The organism is Streptomyces sp. NPDC049627 (genome assembly GCF_044465645.1).
Classification (GTDB): Bacteria; Actinomycetota; Actinomycetes; order Streptomycetales; family Streptomycetaceae; genus Streptomyces.
In genome coordinates this window covers 237,814-258,016 of the sequence record NZ_JBITLW010000016.1, presented here as the reverse complement: position 1 = coordinate 258,016, position 20,203 = coordinate 237,814, and the positions used below count along the sequence as shown (strand labels likewise).

The window sequence follows — 20,203 nt, the reverse complement described above, 5'->3', positions numbered from 1 at the left end:
GGGGGGTGGTTCGGATTCATGGCGGCTGCGGGTGGTCTGTGGCTGGTCGCGCAGTTCCCCGCGCCCCTGGGAACCTCCACTCCCCTGGGTGACATGTGCGGCCGATACACATTCGTCACCTGGACCTTCACATGACTGGGACCGGGGGCCGTCGCACGCCCCGCCCTCGACCTCGTAAGGTCGTGTCCGTGTTGGAGGAGATGCGGATACGGTCGCTCGGAGTCATCGACGACGCCGTCGTCGAGCTGTCGCCCGGGTTCACCGCTGTCACCGGTGAGACGGGTGCGGGCAAGACCATGGTGGTCACCAGCCTCGGGTTGTTGCTCGGTGGGCGGGCGGACCCGGCGCTCGTGCGGATCGGGGCCGAGAAGGCTGTCGTGGAGGGGCGGGTGACCGTCGACTCGGACGCGTCGGTCGCCGTGCGCGCCGAGGAGGCCGGGGCCGAGCTCGACGACGGGGCGCTGCTGATCAGCCGTACCGTTTCCGCCGAGGGGCGGTCACGGGCGCACCTGGGTGGGCGGTCCGTTCCGGTGGGCGTTCTCGCCGAGCTCGCCGACGAGCTCGTCGCCGTGCACGGGCAGACGGACCAGCAGGGGCTGCTGAAGCTGTCCCGGCAGCGGCAGGCCCTCGACCGGTACGCGGGGGACGCCGTCGCCGGGCCGCTGGCCAAGTACGGCGAGGCCTACCGGCGGTTGCGGGCCGTGTCGGTCGAACTGGAGGAGATCGTCACGCGCGCGCGTGAGCGGGCCCAGGAAGCCGACATGCTGCGCTACGGGCTCGACGAGATCGCGGGCGTGGAACCGCGGGCCGGTGAGGACACCGAGCTGGCGGAGGAGGCGGAGCGCCTGGGGCACGCGGAGGCCCTGTCCTCGGCCGCCACGGCCGCTCATGCCGCACTCGCCGGTAATCCCGAGGACCCCGAGGGCATCGACGCCGCCACGCTCGTCGCGGGCGCCCAGCGTGCCCTGGACGCCGTTCGGTCGCACGATCCGGCGCTGGCCGCGCTGGCCGACCGGATCGGCGAGATCGGAATCCTGCTGGGCGATGTCGCCGGGGAGCTGGCGGGGTACGCCGACGACCTGGACGCCGACCCGCTGCGGCTGTCGGCCGTCGAGGAACGGCGGGCCGCGCTCGGCGCGCTGACGCGGAAGTACGGTGAGGACGTCGCCTCGGTGCTGGCCTGGGCCGAACGCAGTGCCGCGCGGCTCACCGAACTGGACAGCGACGACGAGCGGCTCGAGGAGCTGACCGCCGAGCGGGATGCGCTGCGGGCCGAGCTGGGCGGGCTGGCGCAGGCGCTGACCGATGCGCGGACGGAGGCCGCCGAGCGGTTCGCCGCCGCCGTGACCGCCGAGCTGGCCTCGCTCGCCATGCCGCACGCGCGCGTGTCGTTCGCCATCCGGCAGACCGAGGATCCGGAAGGGGTCGAGGTCGGCGGGCGCACGGTCGCGTACGGGCCGTCCGGCGTCGACGAGGTCGAGCTGCTGCTCGCTCCGCATCCGGGGGCGCCGCCGCGGCCCATCGCCAAGGGCGCGTCCGGCGGTGAGCTCTCGCGCGTGATGCTCGCCGTGGAGGTCGTGTTCGCGGGGACGGATCCCGTGCCGACGTATCTCTTCGACGAGGTCGACGCCGGTGTCGGCGGCAAGGCGGCGGTCGAGATCGGGCGGCGGCTCGCTCGGCTCGCGAAGACCGCGCAGGTCGTGGTCGTGACCCATCTTCCGCAGGTGGCCGCGTTCGCCGACCGGCAGTTGCTCGTCGAGAAGACCAACGACGGCTCGGTCACCCGCTCCGGTGTGAAGGTCCTCGAAGGGGAGGAGCGGATCCGGGAGCTGTCCCGGATGCTCGCCGGCCAGGAGGACTCGGAGACCGCTCGCGCGCACGCGGAGGAGTTGCTGGCGACGGCTCGGGCGGACGTGTAACGGCTCCACCGCTCTGGGCGGGACGGCCGTGTCGACCGGGGCGCAGGGCGCGGGGCGGTCGGGCTGTCATGGCGGCATGGCTTGGCGGCCGTGGCCCGGGCCGGTAGCCGGGGTCGAGATCGGCGCTCGCGGCCGGGTCGGCAACTGGGGCCGGGCTTGGCACTGCTGGCCGGAGCCGGTGGCTGTGGGCGGACACGGCCCTGCAGGTGCGGTGTGCATGGGCCAGGGCCGTGTGTCGGAGTGCCTGATGGGCCTGATGTCGGGGCGGCGCGGCGCCTTGGACAAGGCCTGCCCCGGAGGCGGTACGACACGTGCATGTGTTCGGGTGGAACCCGGGGTTCCTCACCCGTGCAGGTGACTCGCCCCGCCGTGGCGCCCGGCCTCCGCCCTCCCGCCGTTCACGGAACACCCGTACGTGCTGGCATCCTTGGCGTAAACACGTCGTACGCGTAGGGATCCTCGCGGTACACCCCCTCCGCCCGATCCTTCTGTACTTTCTTCGTGACCGCCCACCCACAACCAGGAGCCCGGCCACGTGACCCCCGTGAGCAGCCCCTCACCGCACGGCCAGTCGTCGCTGCGCACCGTGCAGGTGCTGGGCGGCGGCAACGCCGGCAGTAGCGCACATGTGCGATCGCTGGCCTCGGGGCTGGTCGCGCGGGGCGTGCGGGTCACCGTGTGCGCCCCTGTCGAGGCCGATCACCTCTACGACTTCACCGGCGCCGGTGCCGAACACGTGCACGTGCCCAGGAGCAGCGACCCCGCCTCCGTGGCCGCGCTGCGGGCGGCATGCGCGGACGCCGATCTGGTGCACGCGCACGGGCTGCACGCCTCCTTCCGTGCCGTGCTCGCGCTGGGCGGCCGGCGCACTCCGCTCGTCGTCACCTGGCACGACCGGGCGTATGCCGAGGGGGCCCGCGCCCATCTCGTACGGCTGTTGGAGCGGCGGGTCGTCAAGGCCGCCTCCGTCGTGCTGGGAAGCACCTCGGCGCTGGTCGACCGGGCCCGCCGGACCGGCGCGCGGGACGCGCGGCTCGCCGCCGTCGCGCTGCCCGGGCCGCGCCGCGGCGTCGAGCACGACGACCCCGACCGGCTGCGGCCCAAGGTCCGCGCCGAACTCGGCGCCACCGGGCGCCCGCTGCTGATCGCCGTCGGCTCGCTCGAGCGGCATCGCGGATACGACGTGCTGCTGGACGCCTCGCGCGCGTGGCGGCGGCTCGATCCGCTGCCGTTGGTGGTGATCGCGGGGGAGGGCGAGCTGCGGGCGGGGCTGCAGCGGCGGATCGAGGACGAGGGGCTGCCCGTTCGGCTCATCGGGCGGCGCGACGACGTCTGCGAACTGCTCGCCGCCGCCGACATCGCTGTCCTGCCCAGCAGGTGGGAGTCGCGGTCCGTGCTGGCCCAGGAGGCCCTTCACGCGCGCGTGCCGCTCGTCGCGACCGACGTCGGCGGCATCCCGGAACTCGTCGGCGACGCGGCCGAACTCGTCCCGTACGGCGACCCGGAGGCGCTCGCCGACGCCGTCGTACGGCTGCTCGGCGACCCCGAGCGGCGGGAACTCCTCAAGGAGCGGGGCGTGCGCCAGGCGGCCACCTGGCCGACCGAGGACGAGACGGTCGCTCAAGTGCTCAGTGTCTACGACGAGTTGACTCAGCCCCGGCCGATGGTCTAGGCGCTCCGCGGTCGCCCCTCCTACGGCACGTGCCTGCGCGCCCGCAATGCCAGACTCAACGCCAGTACCGTCTGCGGGTCGTCGAGGTCGGTGCCGAGCAACTCGCCGATGCGGGCGAGGCGGTTGTAGAGCGTCTGCCGGTTCAGGTGCAGTTCGCGGGCCGTCTCCGCCTTGCGGCCCGCATGCGCCAAGTACGTCTCCAGGGTGGGCAGCAGGGGCGGTCTGGAGCGGTTGTCGTGGTCGCGGAGCGGACCGATCGCGCGATCCACGAAGGCCGCGAGGTCCGGGTGGTCGCGCAGCCGCCACAGCAGCAGGTCGATGTCCAGGCGGCGGGCGTCGTACCAGGGGCGGTCGGTCAGGCCCTGCGCCGCCGTCGCCGTCTCCGCCGCATGCCTCAGGCCCGCCGAGGCCGCCGCCCAGCCGCCGGCCACCCCGACGACCACGACCGGCGGCTGCGCCCCGGGCCGCTGGATCCCGGCCCGCTCCACGCCCGCCCGCAACGCCGCCGCGACCCGGTCCGCGACCGTCGACCGCTCCGACTCCGACCGCAGGCCCAGCAGCACCAGGACCCGGCCCTCCACCGGCCGTACGCCCAGCAGGACCGGCACGCCCACCGAGGCCAGCTCCTCCGCGACCGCACGCGCCAGCACCGCCCAGCCGCCGCTGGGGGACAGCGCGTCCCCCAGCCGCATCACCACCGGCAGCAGCGGGCTGTCGCCCGGCTTGAAGCCCAGCACACGTGCCTGCGCGGGGGCGTCCTCGGCGGCGATACGGCCCTCCGCGAGGTCGGTCAGGAAGTCCCCGCGTCCGCGGGCCGCCAGTTCCTCCTCCTGCCGCGCCTGCATCAGCACCACGGCCAGAATCCCCGCCGCCCGCTCGGCGGCCATGCGGTGGACGGGCGTGAGCGGGCCCCGCACGGGCAGCAGGACGAGCCGCGCCCGCACCGAACCCGTCCCGGGCCCGCCGCCCGGCACATCCACCAGCACCGACCCGGCAGGCGGCGGCGCGTCCCTGTGCTGCCCCCGCAGCCCCTCCCACACCTGCAACGGATCCGCACCCTCCGGACCGGCCCCGGCGGCATACAGCAGCCGACCGTCCGTCGTCTCCAGGAAGACCGGGTTGCCGCTGAAGTCGGCCAGGATGCCGAGCACCTGGGGCACACCGCCGCCGCCGAGCAGTGCTTCCGTGCACCGGCGGTGCACCTCCTCCACCCGTTGCAGCAGCGCGTAGTGGCCGTTGACGATCTCGGTGTGGACCTCCTCGGTGACCGTCACGAAGGGCACCTCGCGATGCAGCTGGACCAGCGGCAGGCCGGCCGCCCGGGCCGTGTCGACCAGTGCGGCGGGCAGGCGCGTGAAGCGCGGGCCCAGTTCGACGACGAGGGCCGCGATACCGCGCTCGGCCAGGGTGCGCACGAACGCGCGCTGGTCGGCCGGGCGGGTGCCGAGGCCGTAGCCCGTGGTCAGCAGCAGCTCCCCGCCCTTCAGCAGCGAGGCGATGTGCGGCACCTCGCCCGCGTGCACCCAGCGCACGGTCCGCCCCAGCCGGTCGGCGCCCGCCAGGATCTCGGGCAGTCCGCTGCGCAGCCCCGGCAGCTCCAGCGCCCGCCGCACGGTGATCCCCGCGCTGTGGGTGCCGAATCCGCTGTCCGTACCGCCTGCGCCGCTGCCCGTACCGCCCGTACCGCTGTCCATGAGCCGGACGCTACCCGCGGGGACGCTTCCCCGACATCTCCGGGCGGGTACGGCAACGATCACCGGCTCCCGACGCCCGGCAGGCGGAGCCTCACGCCGGCCTGATGTTGTGGTTGAACCGGAAGACGTTGTCGGGGTCGTACCGCCGCTTCAGCTCGGCCAGCCGCCGGGTGTTCCCGGCGCCCAGGCCGGCCACCACCCGTTCCGCGCCCTCGTCGCCGATGAAGTTCAGATAGACCGCACCGGTGCTCCACGGCCGGACGTCGTCGCGGACGTCACGCACCCACCGGATGCAGCGCTCGTCGTCCGCAGGGTCCTCCCACATGCCGTAGGGGTGCACCGCCCAGGGCGCGTCCCGGTACGGCACCGGATACTCGTGCGGGCCGGCGGCGATCGCGCCGCCCTGCGGGAGGAGGGCGTGCTGGGTGCCGGTCGGTACCGGCATGCTCTGCCCGTCGGCGCAGTAGACGTCGACGAAGTCGTCCGGCGCGCCCGTCAGGTACTCCGCCGACCAGTAGTGCCGCATGCCGGGCGGATCGTCGATCATGCACTGCACGTCGGCGTACGGCATCGCGCCGACGATCTCGGCCTCGTGCGGCAGCGCCAGCAGCGGCTCGGCGTACTTGCGCATGTCCTGCTCGGCACCGGCGTACGTCAGCAGCGCACCGCACAGCAGCGTGCCGACCAGAGCCGGCGGTACGAACTCCTCGGGCGGGCCTGTGAAGTGCAGGATGCCGCCGCCCACCTCGTCGGGGCCGGACTCGATCACGTCCCGGAAGGTGCGGACGGCGTCCGGTGCGAACTCCGGCCGGTACAGCAGCAACGCGATGGCGAACTCGGGCAGCTCGTGCAGCTTCAGCGTGATCGCGGTGGCGATGCCGAAGTTGCCGCCGCCGCCGTGCAGGGCCCAGAACAGGTCCGGGTTCTCGTCGGCGCTCGCATGGGTCCGGGTGCCGTCGGCGGTGACCAGCTCGACCCCGAGGAGATTGTCCACCGCGAGCCCGCAGCAGCGGTCCAGCCAGCCGGTGCCGCCGCCGAGGACGAAGCCGCCGACGCCGGTGGTGGAGGCCCGGCCGCCGGTCGTGGCCAGGCCGTACGCCTGAGTGGCGCGGTCCAGATCGCTCATCGTGGCCCCGCCCGCGACCCGTACCGCCTCGGCCGCGGGATCGACAGTGACCGCGCGCATGTGGCGCAGGTCGACGACCAGACCGTTGTCGTTGAGCGCCATGCCGGCCACGCTGTGCCCGCCACCGCGCACCGCGATGTTGAGATCCAGGTCCCGCGCGAAGCGCACGGCCCGCACGACGTCGTCCTCGTCCACGCACTGCGCGATCACCGCGGGCCGCCGGTCGATCATGGTGTTGAAGACGGCCCGAGTCTCGTCGTAGCCGAAATCGCCCGGGGCGAACACATCACCGGAGAGATCCTGACGCAGCGCGGCGAGGGCCGCGCCCGCCTTGGAGCGGGAAGCCATGGCAGCCCCCCTTCCGACCAGGGGGAATCGCTTGCTTCCAGGCTAGGCGGGCCTGCCCTGTCCGTCCTGTTGGGCGGTACGTCGGTCCGGTCAGCCGCCGTACGCCCCGGAAGCCGTCAGCCGCAGGGCGGTGTCGATCAGCGGAACGTGGCTGAAGGCCTGCGGGAAGTTGCCGACCTGGCGCTGCAGGCGCGGGTCCCACTCCTCGGCCAGCAGACCGAGGTCGTTGCGCAGGGACAGCAGCTTCTCGAACAGCTTGCGGGCCTCGTCGACGCGGCCGATCATCGCCAGGTCGTCCGCCATCCAGAACGAGCAGGCCAGGAAGGCGCCCTCGTCGCCGGGGAGGCCGTCGACGCCCTCGTCGTCGCCCTGCGTCGGGTAGCGCAGGATGAAGCCGTCCTCGGTGGACAGCTCGCGCTGGATCGCCTCGATGGTGCCGATGACGCGCTTGTCGTCCGGCGGCAGGAAGCCCATCTGCGGGATCAGCAGCAGCGAGGCGTCCAGCTCCTTCGAGCCGTACGACTGCGTGAAGGTGTTGCGCTCCTTGTCGTAGCCCTTCTCGCACACGTCCCGGTGGATGTCGTCCCGCAGCTCGCGCCAGCGCTCCAGCGGGCCGTCGGCGTCGCCGGACTCGATGAGCTTGATCGTGCGGTCGACGGCGACCCAGGCCATGACCTTGGAGTGCACGAAGTGGCGGCGCGGGCCGCGCACCTCCCAGATGCCCTCGTCCGGCTCGTCCCAGTGGTCCTCCAGGTAGCGGATCAGCTTCAGCTGGAGCAGCGAGGCGTAGTCGTTGCGGGCCAGGCCCGTCATGTGGGCCAGGTGCAGGGCCTCGGTGACCTCGCCGTACACGTCCAGCTGGAGCTGGTGCGCGGCGCCGTTGCCGACCCGGACCGGGGCCGAGTTCTCGTAGCCGGGCAGCCAGTCCAGCTCGGCCTCGCCCAGCTCGCGCTCGCCGGCGATGCCGTACATGATCTGCAGGTTCTCCGGGTCGCCCGCGACCGCCCTGAGCAGCCACTCCCGCCAGGAGCGGGCCTCCTCGCGGTAGCCGGTGCGCAGCAGCGAGGACAGGGTGATCGCCGCGTCCCGCAGCCAGGTGTAGCGGTAGTCCCAGTTGCGCACGCCGCCGATGTCCTCCGGCAGCGAGGTCGTGGGTGCCGCGACGATGCCGCCGGTCGGGGCGTACGTCAGCGCCTTCAGCGTGATCAGCGAGCGGATCACCGCCTCGCGGTAGGGGCCGTGGTACGTACAGTGCTCGACCCACTCCCGCCAGAAGTCCTCCGTCGCCTCCAGCGACTGCTCCGGCTCCGGCAGGGCCGGCGGCTGCTTGTGCGAGGGCTCCCAGGAGATGGTGAACGCGATCCGCTCACCCGGGGCGACCGTGAAGTCCGAGTAGGTCGTCAGCGACTTGCCGTACGTCTCGGCCTCCGCGTCGAACCACACCGAGTCCGGGCCGGCGACGGCGACGGTACGGCCCTCGTGCTTGTGCACCCACGGCACCACCCGGCCGTACGAGAACCGCATCCGGAGCGCCGAACGCATCGGCACCCGGCCCGAGACGCCCTCCACGATGCGGATCAGCTGGGGCGCGCCGTCACGCGGGGGCATGAAGTCGATCACCCGGACCGTGCCGCGCGGCGTGTCCCACTCGGACTCCAGGATCAGGGAGTCGCCGCGGTAGGTGCGCCGGGCCGCGGTGGGCGGCGGGGCGTCGGAGGCATGGGCGGGGCCGAGCCGCCAGAAGCCGTGCTCCTCGGTGCCCAGCAGGCCGGCGAAGATGGCGTGCGAGTCGAAGCGGGGCAGGCACAGCCAGTCCACTGTGCCGTCCCGGCAGACCAGTGCGGCGGTCTGCATGTCTCCGATGAGTGCGTAGTCTTCGATGCGCCCGGCCACGTGCAACTCCAGTCGAACGGCCACGTCACCCCCTCCTGGCAAGGGGGCTCTCGCTAGTGCGGTCAAGGGGTGGTTGTAATGCGTCGTTGAGCCGTGAAGCAAAGCAGTCGCTTCCGCCCTGAGGCAAACGACAGTCTCTTCTCAACAATCTCTGCTCAACGAACTGACGAGCTCTCGTTGTTCCGGGTGTGACGGGCGGGGGTGGTGCCGTGTTTGCCGGCCGGGCTCGGCAGCGAATGTCCGAGCAGGATACGACGCACGTAGATGATCTGCGTGCCGCTCCGGGCAACCCGGGTCGGCCGAACGGGTGAGCAATGGGTGACCGATGCGCGGGAAACCGGTGAAGGGTGCGGATGCGTGCCGGCTCGTGCGCGGAGCGTGGCCGGAAGCCATCGGTCCGAGTCGCTGATACCCTGGTAGCCCGTGGACCGGTGGGCCTGAAGACCCCCGAACCGCACTTCAAGATCGCGACCACGGGAGCCCCCTCTTGGCCATGACGCCAAAATCCACGACGACCAAGCACATCTTCGTCACCGGGGGTGTCGCCTCCTCGCTCGGCAAGGGCCTGACGGCCTCCAGCCTCGGCATGCTGCTCAAGGCGCGGGGCCTGCGCGTCGTCATGCAGAAGCTGGACCCGTACCTCAATGTCGACCCTGGCACGATGAACCCCTTCCAGCACGGTGAGGTGTTCGTCACCAACGACGGCGCCGAGACCGACCTGGACATCGGCCACTACGAGCGTTTCCTCGACCGCGACCTGGACGGGTCCGCCAACGTCACCACCGGTCAGGTGTACTCGACGGTGATCGCCAAGGAGCGGCGCGGCGAGTACCTGGGCGACACCGTGCAGGTCATCCCGCACATCACCAACGAGATCAAGCACCGCATCCGCCGCATGGCGACGGACGAGGTGGACGTCGTGATCACGGAGGTCGGCGGCACGGTCGGCGACATCGAGTCGCTGCCGTTCCTGGAGACCGTCCGCCAGGTCCGTCACGAGGTCGGCCGGGACAACGTCTTTGTGGTGCACATCTCGCTCCTGCCGTACATCGGCCCCTCGGGAGAGCTGAAGACGAAGCCGACCCAGCACTCGGTTGCGGCCCTGCGGAACATCGGTATTCAGCCGGACGCCATCGTGCTGCGCTGCGACCGCGAGGTGCCGACCGCGATCAAGCGCAAGATCAGCCTGATGTGCGACGTCGACGAGGCCGCCGTGGTGGCCTGCCCCGACGCCCGCTCGATCTACGACATCCCGAAGACCGTGCACGGAGAGGGCCTGGACGCCTACGTCGTCCGCAAGCTGGACCTGCCGTTCCGGGACGTGGACTGGACGACCTGGGACGACCTGCTCGACCGCGTCCACAACCCCGACCACGAGATCACCCTCGCGCTGGTCGGCAAGTACATCGACCTGCCGGACGCCTACCTCTCGGTGACCGAGGCGCTGCGCGCGGGCGGCTTCGCCAACAAGGCCCGCGTGAAGATCAAGTGGGTCACCTCCGACGACTGCAAGACCCCGGCCGGCGCCAAGCAGCAGCTCGCCGACGTGGACGGCATCTGCATCCCGGGCGGCTTCGGCGACCGCGGTGTGCTCGGCAAGGTCGGCGCGATCAAGTACGCCCGCGAGAACAGGATCCCGCTGCTGGGCCTGTGCCTGGGCCTGCAGTGCATCGTGATCGAGGCGGCCCGCAACCTCGCCGACATCGGCGACGCGAACTCCACCGAGTTCGACCCGGCCACCTCCCACCCGGTGATCTCCACCATGGCCGAGCAGCTCGACATCGTCGCCGGTGAGGGCGACATGGGCGGCACCATGCGGCTGGGCATGTACCCGGCCAAGCTGGCCGAGGGCTCCATCGTGCGCGAGGTGTACGACGGCAAGGAGTACGTCGAGGAGCGGCACCGTCACCGGTACGAGGTGAACAACGCCTACCGCGCGGAGCTGGAGAAGAAGGCCGGCATCCTGTTCTCCGGGACGTCGCCCGACGGCAAGCTCGTCGAGTACGTGGAGTACCCGCGCGAGGTCCACCCTTACCTGGTGGCCACGCAGGCCCACCCCGAGCTGCGTTCGCGCCCGACGCGCCCGCACCCGCTGTTCGCGGGCCTGGTGAAGGCCGCGGTCGAGCGCAAGAATTCGAAGTAACACATCAGTTGTACGGTGGCCGGGGTGCAAACCTTCAAAGGTGGGCACCCCGGTTTTCTTCGCGCACGTGGAAGGGCAGGGCATGACGATCAAGGACACCCCCGAGGAGTGGGAGATCCGTGCGACGGACACCCCCTTCGTGGGCAACAAGACCTCCGTCCGCACGGACGACGTGGTCATGCCCAACGGCTCGGTGGTACGCCGCGACTACCAGGTGCACCCCGGCTCGGTGGCCGTCCTCGCCCTCGACGACGAGGACCGCGTCCTGCTCATCAAGCAGTACCGGCACCCGGTCCGGGAGAAGCTCTGGGAGATTCCCGCGGGCCTGCTCGACATCCCCGGTGAGAACCCCCTGCACGCCGCCCAGCGCGAGCTGTACGAGGAAGCCCACGTCAAGGCCGAGGACTGGCGGGTGCTGACCGACGTCTACACCACCCCGGGCGGCTGCGACGAGGCCGTACGGATCTTCCTCGCACGGAATCTGTCCGAGGCCGAGGGGGACCGCTTCGAGGTGGAGGACGAGGAGGCCGACCTGGAGCACGCGCGCGTGCCGGTCGACGAGCTGGTCCGGGGCGTGCTCGCGGGCGAGTTGCACAACAACTGCCTCGTCGTCGGCGTGCTGTCCCTGGCCGCCGCGCGGGCCTCCGGCGGGCTTGACGGGTTGCGGCCGGCGGAAGCGGAGTGGCCGGCGCGGCCGTTCGCTCCGCTGGAAGCGCCGGGCGGATGCGCCGTAGGGGCGCGGTGATCTGCGGACTGCGGCGGCGTCGTGGCTGGTCGCGCCCACGCGGCGGAGCCGCATGTCGACACAGCCCCGCGCCCCTGAGGGGCGCGGCCCGCACACCCGATTGATGGTGTCGGTCCTACGATCTGCTGATCCGGTCGGGGGATGTGTCCGCCGTGCTGCGCCCGGATCGTCGCGGAGCGTGAACTAGGCTCTGGAGACGCCCTGGCCGGAGTCCCGGCGGGCTTGCGCGTGTGGTGGGACGGGAGTGTGCCCCGTGACGGATCAGGTGGTGGACACAGGCGGCGTGCGGGTGTCGACGCAAGGGTCCGACGAGAACCAATTCCTCGGTCGTACACGCGAGTTGAAGGAACTCCGCGCCGACATCGAGCGCGCGGGCCTGGACACCCTCTCCGGCCGCAAGGCGCCACGCGCGCGCGTGCTGCTCATCGCGGGCCGTCCGGGCTCGGGTCGCACCGCCCTCGCCGAGGAACTGGTACGGCAGGTGGCGGACCGTTACGCCGACGGAGTGCTGCGCGCCCGCCTGAGCGAGCCCGACGGCACCCCCGTTCCCGTCGCGCGCGCCGCCCGCGAGCTGCTCACCGCCCTGGGCCGGCCGGTCCCGCCCGGCGCCGGCGAGGACGACCTCACCGCGGCCCTGCGCGAGGCCCTGGCCGGGCGCCGGGCCCTGCTCCTGCTGGACGACGCGGCCGAGTCCGAGCAGGTCGACGCCCTGCTGCCGGACGCACCGCAGTGCCTCGTCGTCGCCGTCTCCGGTGGACCGCTGACCGGCATCACGGACGTGCGGCCCTGCACCGTCGGGGGCCTCGACACCAAGTCGGCGGTGGAGCTGCTGTCCCGGCACACCGGTTCGGTCCGCATCACCGTCGACCCGCGGTCCGCCGAGGGCCTCGCCGAGGTGTGCCAGGGGCAGCCCGCCGCGCTGATGCTGGCGGGCGGCTGGCTCGCCGCCCGCCCCAAGGCGGCCGTCGCCGACCTCGCCAAGCAGCTGCAGGCCGAGAGCGACGAGGGCACCGCGCTCGGCCGGGTCTTCCGCCTCGCCTACGCGTCCCTGCCGGTCAACGCCGCCCGGATGCTGCGCCTGCTCACCCTCGCCCCGGGCGGCTTCGTCGACCCGCACACCGCCTCCGCCCTGGCCGGCTGCTCGGTCGACGGCGCCCGCAGCATCCTGGACGACCTCGTCGCCCTCGGCCTGCTGCACACCGTCGCATCACCGCTGCCGCAGTACGAGGTCCCGGCCTGCCTGTACGCCCACCTCAAGGCCCGCACCGAGACCCAGGACCGTCCCGCCGAACTGCAGCTCGCCCGCGCCCGCATGCTGGAGCGGACCGTACGGCTGCTGCAGTCCTGCCGGACGATCACCGAGACCGACAGCCCCGAGACCCGCCAGAAGCTGCTCGCCATGCCTCAGGCCTTGCGCTTCCCCAACCCCCGGGCGGCCGCCGACTGGCTGACCCTCCGCAGGCCCGCCCTGCTGGCCTCGGCCCGGGCCGCGGTCGCCGACGGGGAGCTGGACACCCTCGCCCGCCGCCTGATGTCCCAGCTGGTCAGGGCGCTGGTCGTGCACGTCGGAACCCACGCGGCCGCCGACGACCTGTACGCCGTCCACAGCCTGGTCCTCGACGTGGCCGAGCGGCAGAACCTCCCGCGTGAGAAGGCCGCGGCCCTGCTGAACCTCGGCGACGTCGACGCCCGGACGGGGCGCACGCAGGCGGCCCTGGTGCGCTATCGGGCCGCGCTGGACGCCGGACGCGAGGCGAACGACCCGTACGCGACCGGCCGCGCGATGGAATCCGTAGGCGGCGCCCACCTGGAGCTCGGGGACTACGACCGGGCCGCCGACTGGTTCGGCAGGGCGCTGGCCCAGCGGCTGGCCCGCGACGAGCGCGCGGACGCCGCCCGGCTGTACGGCCGGATCGGAGCCGCCCACACCTTCGCGGGCCGCTACGGCGAGGCGCTGCGGAACTGGCGGGCCGCGGTCGCCGGGCACCGCAAGAACGGCGATCTCGCCGCTCACGCACGGGCGTTGAGCGAGCTGGCCCGAGTCCAGGAGTACGCGGGGCGGCCCGAGGAGTCGCTGCGCACCTGCCAGGAGGCGGTGGAGTGGGCGCGACGTGCCGAGGACACGCGGCTGCAGGGAGCGCTGTACCTGCGGCTCGCCGACACCCTGGAGCACCTCGGGGATCCCGCGGCCGCGCAGCTGCACCGGGGCGCGGCCCGGCGGATGCTGGGGGAGGAGCCCGAGGAGCCCGATGCGGACGAGCCTGGCAGCGAGCAAGCCACTTTCGAGCCGGAACAAGACCCTAACGCCTACGAAATCCGTAGTACATCCGCAGAAGATTGATGCATTGAAAGGCTAGACAGCGGGAACACCTTCATTAGACTGGCTCTGCCGCACCTTCTCCTGCGGTGTCTCCCGGTGTGCCCTGCATGCACGGGTATGTCATGTAATGCCCCCACACCCTCTGAGCCAAGGACCGTGATCGACGTGAAGGTCGGCATCCCCCGCGAGGTCAAGAACAACGAGTTCCGGGTGGCCATCACCCCCGCCGGTGTGCACGAGCTGGTGCGCAACGGCCACCAGGTCGTCATCGAGCAGGGCGCAGGCATCGGCTCGTCGATCCCGGACGAGGAGTACGTCGCCGCCGGTGCGCAGATCCTGCCGACCGCCGACGAGGTGTGGGCCACCGCCGACCTGCTGCTGAAGGTCAAGGAGCCCATCGCCGAGGAGTACCACCGCCTCCGCAAGGACCAGACGCTCTTCACCTACCTGCACCTGGCCGCCTCCAAGGAGTGCACGGACGCGCTCATCGAGTCCGGCACCACGGCGATCGCCTACGAGACCGTCGAGCTGCCCTCCCGCGCCCTGCCGCTGCTGGCCCCCATGTCCGAGGTGGCCGGCCGCCTCGCCCCCCAGGTCGGCGCCTACCACCTGATGGCGGCCAACGGCGGCCGCGGCGTCCTGCCCGGCGGTGTCCCGGGTGTGCTGGCCGGCAAGGCCGTCGTCATCGGCGGTGGCGTCTCCGGCTGGAACGCCGCCCAGATCGCCATCGGCATGGGCTTCCACGTGACCCTGCTCGACAAGGACATCAACAAGCTCAAGGAGGCGGACAAGGTCTTCGGCACGAAGATCCAGACCGTCGTCTCCAACGCCTTCGAGCTGGAGAAGGCCTGCCTGGAGGCCGACCTCGTCATCGGCGCCGTCCTCATCCCGGGCGCCAAGGCGCCCAAGCTGGTCACCAACGAGCTGGTCTCGCGGATGAAGCCGGGAAGTGTCCTTGTCGACATCGCGATCGACCAGGGCGGCTGCTTCGAGGACTCCCGTCCCACGACGCACGCCGAGCCGACCTTCCCGGTCCACAACTCGGTCTTCTACTGCGTCGCCAACATGCCCGGCGCGGTGCCCAACACCTCCACCTACGCGCTGACCAACGCCACGCTGCCGTACATCGTCGAGCTGGCCAACCATGGCTGGGTGGAGGCGCTGCGCCGCGACCCCGCCCTGGCCAAGGGCCTCAACACGCATGACGGTCAGGTGGTTTACCGCGAGGTCGCGGAGGCGCACGGCCTGGAGCACGTGGAGCTCGAATCGCTGCTCGGCTGAGCCGATCGACTAAGTCACTTTCTGGTAAAGGCGATACGTCAACACGAGTCGTCAACCGTACGCACCCGGCCGGACCTTGCTCAAAAAGGTCCGGCTGGATGTGTGTATGGTCACTTTGCGGCACTCGGTCAACTCGCCTCGAACGCAACCCTTCGGGCGATTCGTACACCGGTGAAACCTGCTGTGCGACGGCCGTACGCCCTTGACAGCGCGATGTTTCATTGTCGACACATCTGCCCGGTCCGGCGGATTGTGTTGCTGCGGACCGCCGACACGCCATAGAGTCGCCAACCGTCGGCATGGTGCCACGCTGACCTGTCTAGAAGTTTCCTGGTCACCAAGGAGGTAAGACGACTTGTGAATGAGTCGACATTTTCTCCCGGGGGTGGTCAACCAGGAATGCCTGTACGGGGCCAGGGTCCCGCGGGATTCGAGGCTGTCGGCTCCGTCGCTGTCCGAACCTTCGCAGCCCACCAGAGCCAGACCAGCCCCCACACGGCTCTGTCAGCACACCAGAGCATGGATGGCCATCACGTGAACGCCATGGCCGGCGACGGAAGTGGCGCGCCCCACAACCATTTCGCCGACTACGACGAACTGCCCGAAGGGCACTTCTACGACCCCGACGCGGAGTACGAGCCCGACCCCGAGTACGCGGCCACGCTCGCGCCCGACGCTGCCCGCCAGCGCCGTGAGCGCATCGGCCCGACCGGGCGCCCGCTGCCGTACTTCCCGATCCCGGGTCCGCTGACCGACCACGGCCCCGCGAAGATCATCGCGATGTGCAACCAGAAGGGCGGCGTCGGCAAGACGACGTCGACCATCAACCTGGGTGCCGCGCTCGCGGAATACGGACGCCGGGTCCTGCTCGTCGACTTCGACCCCCAGGGCGCGCTCTCGGTCGGCCTCGGCGTGAATCCGATGGAGCTCGACCTCACGGTCTACAACCTGCTCATGGAGCGGGGCATGTCGGCCGACGAGGTGCTCCTGAAGACGGCGGTCCCCAACATGGACCTCCTCCCGAGCAACATCGACCTGTCGGCCGCCGAGGTCCAGCTGGTGAGCGAGGTCGCGCGCGAGTCCACGCTCCAGCGCGCGCTCAAGCCGCTGCTGCCCGACTACGACTTCATCGTGATCGACTGTCAGCCCTCGCTGGGCCTGCTCACGGTGAACGCGCTGACGGCCGCCCACAAGGTGATCGTGCCGCTGGAGTGCGAGTTCTTCGCCCTGCGTGGTGTGGCGCTGCTGACCGAGACCATCGAGAAGGTCCAGGAGCGGCTCAACCCCGAGCTGGAGCTCGACGGGATCCTCGCCACGATGTACGACTCGCGCACCGTGCACAGCCGTGAGGTGCTCGCGCGTGTCGTCGAGGCGTTCGACGACCACGTCTACCACACGGTCATCGGGCGCACGGTCCGCTTCCCGGAGACCACGGTCGCCGGTGAGCCGATCACCACGTACGCCTCCAACTCCGTCGGTGCCGCCGCCTACCGCCAGCTCGCCAGGGAGGTGCTCGCCCGGTGTCACGCCGAGTGAGTCTGCCGGGGGCCGACGAACTGTTCCGTACGACAGGGGGAATGGCGCTCCAGCCGTCCACTCCCCGGCGCCCGGCCAACGGCGAGGCCCGGGTGCCGGCTCCCGCGGGGGAGAGCGACGCCGTGGCCGCGGAGGACGCACCGCAGTCGGTGCCCGCGCAGGGCGGCGACGGTGACGGCGCGGAACACGTGGCCGCCGACGCGGAGTCCGCCGGCGCCGGCGAGTCGCGCAGCCGGGCCGCGGCCGCGGAGCGTTCCGCCCGGCGTCAGGAGGCGCAGGAAGGTTCTGCCGGGGCGTCCGCGGGTGCCTCCGGCGGGAATGCCGGGTCTGCTGCCGCCGCTTCCGCCGCCGCGCCGCGCAAGCGTGGCCGGACGGCCTCGCGTCGGCCCAGCGGCCGCGAGCGGCACGACGAGAAGATCACCGTGTACGTCTCCGCCGAGGAGCTCATGGACCTGGAGCACGCGCGTCTGGTGCTCCGCGGTGAGCACGGGCTGGCCGTCGACCGTGGGCGGATCGTCCGCGAGGCGGTGGCCGTGGTCCTCGCCGATCTGGAGACCCGCGGGGACGCCAGCATCCTCGTACGACGGCTTCGCGGGCGGTAGCGGTAGCCTGCGGGGGCTATGACCTCGAACGACGTTCCCCCTCACGGCGCCGGTTCCTCCGGTGGCCGTCGGCGTGCGCTGGGGAGGGGGCCGGGCGCTTCGCGGGTGGCTCCGCCGGTTGAGGCGGCGCCCGATGCTGTGGTGGCCGATCCTGTGGTTCCGGATCCTGTGGTTCCGGATCCTGTGGCTCAGGAGCCCGAGGTTGCCGAGGTCGTGGTCCGGGAGCCGGAGCCCGAGGTCGCCGCCCCTGAACCTTCCGCCGAGCCGCCTGCCCAGCAGGACGAGACGGAGTCCGGTGACGACGGCGTCTTCAAGGTCCGGCTCGCCAACTTCGAGGGCCCCTTCGATCTGCTCCTCCAGCTGATCTCCAAGCACAAGCTCGACGTCACCGAGGTCGCGCTGTCCAAGGTGACCGACGAGTTCATGGCGCACATCCGGGCGATGGGGGCGGACTGGGACCTCGACGAGACGACCGAGTTTCTCGTCGTGGCGGCCACCCTGCTCGATCTGAAGGCGGCCCGGCTGCTGCCCTCCGCCGAGGTGGAGGACGAGGGCGACCTGGCGCTGCTGGAGGCGCGGGATCTGCTGTTCGCGCGGCTGCTGCAGTACCGGGCGTACAAGCAGATCGCCGACATCTTCAGCCGGCGGCTCGACGACGAGGCCCGGCGCTACCCCCGTACCGTCGGGCTCGAACCCCACCATGCCGAGCTGTTGCCCGAGGTCGTCATCAGCATCGGGGCGGAAGGATTCGCCAGACTCGCGGTCAAGGCGATGCAGCCCAAGCCCAAGCCGCAGGTGTACGTCGACCACATCCACGCGCCGCTCGTGAGCGTGCAGGAACAGGCCGGGATCGTCGTCGCGCGCCTCAGGGAGCTCGGTGAGGCCAGCTTCCGTGCCCTGGTCGAGGACACCGACGACACCCTCACCGTCGTAGCGCGGTTTCTGGCACTGCTGGAGCTCTACCGCGAGAAGGCCGTCGCACTGGACCAGGAAGCCGCCCTCGGCGAGCTGATCGTGCGGTGGACCGGTGGGGACGGGGAGGACGCGCCCCTGGTGACCGACGAGTTCGACCGGCCGCCCGAGCCGCCCAAGGAGGAGAAGAAGGCGTGAGTGAGGAGACCACCGAGGTTCCGGTCGGGCTGCGTACCGTCGCCGACCTCGACCTCAAGCCCGCCCTGGAGGCGATGCTCATGGTCGTGGACGAGCCCGCGACCGAGGAGCACCTGGCGAAGATCCTGGAGCGGCCCAGGCGGCAGATCGCCGACGCCCTGCGGGAACTGGCCGACGAGTACGCCGTGCAGGGGCGCGGATTCGAGCTGCGGTTCGTCGCCGGCGGCTGGCGTTTCTACACCCGCCCCGAGTACGCGGCCGCCGTCGAGCGGCTGGTGCTGGACGGGCAGACGGCCCGGCTCACCCAGGCCGCCCTGGAGACGCTGGCCGTGGTCGCGTACCGCCAGCCGGTCAGCCGCAGCCGCGTCTCGGCCGTACGCGGAGTGAACTGCGACGGTGTCATGCGCACCCTCCTGCAGCGCGGGCTGGTCGAGGAGGCGGGCACGGAACCCGAAACAGGTGCGATCCTGTACAGGACGACGAACTACTTCCTGGAGCGGATGGGCCTGCGCGGTCTGGACGAGCTCCCGGAGCTCGCGCCCTTCCTCCCGGAGGCGGAGGCGATCGAGGCCGAGACCCAGGAGGGGGTGCCGTCGTTCGACCCGGACGCTCCCGATGACGGTCCGGGCACCTCGGTGAGCCGGGGTACCGACGACGTAGACGACCAGACGGAACTTTGATGCGAAGCAGCAGCGGCAGGAACAGCAGCGGAAACAACGGCGGGAGCCGTGGTGGCAACAGCGGCGGCCGCGGCGGGAGCAGCGGGGGCCGCGGTAACTACCGCGGCGCCGGTAACAACCGCGACGACAAGCAGGGCGGCCGGCCGAAGAAGCCGCGCCCGGAGGAGCGGCGCTACGACGTAGGCCCCGGCGCCACCCAGGACGGCCCGAAGTCGGGGCGCGGTGCCTCCGCGCGCGGCGGCGCCAAGGGCGGGCCCAAGCAGGGCCGGCAGAGCGGCACCGGACGGGGTCGTTCGGCGCCTGCGACGTCCCGTGAGTACGACGCCCGCGCCGAGGAGCGCAACCGGGAGCGCTACGCGGGCAAGAAGGACGTCAAGCTGCCCAAGACCTTCCCGGGCGCCGAGCAGGAGGGCGAGCGCCTGCAGAAGGTGCTCGCGCGGGCCGGCTACGGCTCCCGGCGTGCCTGCGAGGAGCTCATCGAGCAGGCACGGGTCGAGGTCAACGGCGAGATCGTGCTGGAGCAGGGCAAGCGGGTCGACCCGGAGAAGGACGAGGTCAAGGTCGACGGGTTGACCGTCGCCACGCAGTCGTACCAGTTCTTCTCGCTCAACAAGCCCGCCGGTGTCGTCTCGACGATGGAGGACCCCGAGGGTCGCCAGTGCCTCGGCGACTACGTCACCAACCGCGAGACCCGGCTCTTCCACGTCGGCCGGCTCGACACCGAGACCGAGGGCGTCATCCTGCTCACCAACCACGGCGAGCTGGCCCACCGCCTCACCCACCCCAAGTACGGCGTCAAGAAGACCTACCTCGCGGCCATCGTCGGCCCGATTCCGCGCGACCTGGGCAAGAAACTCAAGGACGGCATCCAGCTGGAGGACGGCTACGCGCGCGCGGACCACTTCCGGGTCGTCGAGCAGACCGGCAAGAACTACCTGGTCGAGGTCACCCTGCACGAGGGCCGCAAGCACATCGTGCGGCGCATGCTGGCGGAGGCCGGCTTCCCCGTCGAGAAGCTGGTGCGCACGTCCTTCGGGCCGATCACCCTGGGCGACCAGAAGTCGGGCTGGCTGCGGCGGCTGTCGAACACCGAGGTCGGCATGCTGATGAAGGAAGTCGACCTCTAGGCCCTCG

At 71.5% G+C, this 20,203-nt stretch carries 14 protein-coding genes; 11 read left to right on the top strand and 3 right to left on the bottom strand.

The window, feature by feature from the left end; genetic code table 11:
* The first annotated feature begins 200 nt into the window (after positions 1–200).
* Together recN and ACIBU0_RS37085 are read left to right on the top strand one after the other, a co-directional pair.
* The gene (gene recN, locus ACIBU0_RS37090) at positions 201–1,919 is read left to right on the top strand and encodes a DNA repair protein RecN (RefSeq protein ID WP_398827568.1); all 1,719 of its coding nucleotides are present in this window, start codon (positions 201–203) and stop codon (positions 1,917–1,919) included.
* 535 nt (positions 1,920–2,454) lie between these two features.
* Positions 2,455–3,591 carry a glycosyltransferase family 4 protein gene (locus ACIBU0_RS37085; RefSeq protein WP_398827533.1) on the top strand — a complete coding sequence of 379 codons (1,137 nt, stop codon included), beginning with the start codon at positions 2,455–2,457 and terminating at the stop codon, positions 3,589–3,591.
* A gap of 20 nt (positions 3,592–3,611) precedes the next feature.
* On the opposite strand, the gene ACIBU0_RS37080 is transcribed toward ACIBU0_RS37085, so the two are convergent.
* The 3 genes from ACIBU0_RS37080 to ACIBU0_RS37070 all read right to left on the bottom strand — a co-directional run bounded on the left by ACIBU0_RS37080 (position 3,612) and on the right by ACIBU0_RS37070 (position 8,652).
* Positions 3,612–5,285, bottom strand: coding sequence for a PucR family transcriptional regulator (locus tag ACIBU0_RS37080; RefSeq protein WP_398827532.1), 1,674 nt, complete (start codon positions 5,283–5,285; stop codon positions 3,612–3,614).
* Between the two features lie 91 nt (positions 5,286–5,376).
* Positions 5,377–6,759 (bottom strand): FAD-binding oxidoreductase, encoded by a 1,383-nt coding sequence (locus tag ACIBU0_RS37075; RefSeq protein WP_398827530.1) that lies wholly within the window; start codon positions 6,757–6,759, stop codon positions 5,377–5,379.
* A gap of 90 nt (positions 6,760–6,849) precedes the next feature.
* A complete protein-coding gene (locus tag ACIBU0_RS37070; protein ID WP_398827566.1) occupies positions 6,850–8,652 on the bottom strand; it encodes a glycoside hydrolase family 15 protein in 1,803 nt (600 codons plus the stop codon).
* Positions 8,653–9,145: 493 nt separating this feature from the next.
* On the opposite strand from ACIBU0_RS37070, the gene ACIBU0_RS37065 reads away from it, so the two are divergent.
* From ACIBU0_RS37065 to ACIBU0_RS37025, 9 genes are all read left to right on the top strand, one after another.
* Positions 9,146–10,795, top strand: a complete 1,650-nt coding sequence (locus ACIBU0_RS37065) for a CTP synthase (RefSeq protein WP_398827528.1) — start codon at positions 9,146–9,148, stop codon at positions 10,793–10,795.
* An 82-nt stretch (positions 10,796–10,877) separates the two neighbouring features.
* Positions 10,878–11,540 carry an NUDIX domain-containing protein gene (locus ACIBU0_RS37060; RefSeq protein ID WP_398827564.1) on the top strand — a complete coding sequence of 221 codons (663 nt, stop codon included), beginning with the start codon at positions 10,878–10,880 and terminating at the stop codon, positions 11,538–11,540.
* A 253-nt stretch (positions 11,541–11,793) separates the two neighbouring features.
* Positions 11,794–13,881, top strand: coding sequence for a tetratricopeptide repeat protein (locus tag ACIBU0_RS37055; RefSeq protein WP_398827526.1), 2,088 nt, complete (start codon positions 11,794–11,796; stop codon positions 13,879–13,881).
* Positions 13,882–14,016: 135 nt separating this feature from the next.
* Complete coding sequence (gene ald, locus ACIBU0_RS37050; RefSeq protein ID WP_398827524.1) at positions 14,017–15,141, top strand: alanine dehydrogenase; 1,125 nt, start codon at positions 14,017–14,019, stop codon at positions 15,139–15,141.
* A 399-nt stretch (positions 15,142–15,540) separates the two neighbouring features.
* Complete coding sequence (locus ACIBU0_RS37045; RefSeq protein ID WP_398827522.1) at positions 15,541–16,677, top strand: ParA family protein; 1,137 nt, start codon at positions 15,541–15,543, stop codon at positions 16,675–16,677.
* Positions 16,662–17,279 (top strand): hypothetical protein, encoded by a 618-nt coding sequence (locus tag ACIBU0_RS37040; RefSeq protein ID WP_398827520.1) that lies wholly within the window; start codon positions 16,662–16,664, stop codon positions 17,277–17,279. The genes ACIBU0_RS37045 and ACIBU0_RS37040 overlap by 16 nt, the downstream gene beginning before the upstream one ends.
* 18 nt (positions 17,280–17,297) lie before the next feature.
* A complete protein-coding gene (locus ACIBU0_RS37035) occupies positions 17,298–18,389 on the top strand; it encodes a segregation and condensation protein A (RefSeq protein ID WP_398827518.1) in 1,092 nt (363 codons plus the stop codon).
* On the top strand, positions 18,386–19,069 hold the full coding sequence (gene scpB, locus ACIBU0_RS37030; RefSeq protein ID WP_398827516.1) for an SMC-Scp complex subunit ScpB: 684 nt from the start codon (positions 18,386–18,388) through the stop codon (positions 19,067–19,069). The genes ACIBU0_RS37035 and scpB overlap by 4 nt, the downstream gene beginning before the upstream one ends.
* Positions 19,069–20,196 carry a pseudouridine synthase gene (locus ACIBU0_RS37025; protein WP_398827514.1) on the top strand — a complete coding sequence of 376 codons (1,128 nt, stop codon included), beginning with the start codon at positions 19,069–19,071 and terminating at the stop codon, positions 20,194–20,196. Before scpB ends, ACIBU0_RS37025 begins: the two co-directional genes overlap by 1 nt.
* The last annotated feature ends 7 nt before the right edge of the window (positions 20,197–20,203 follow it).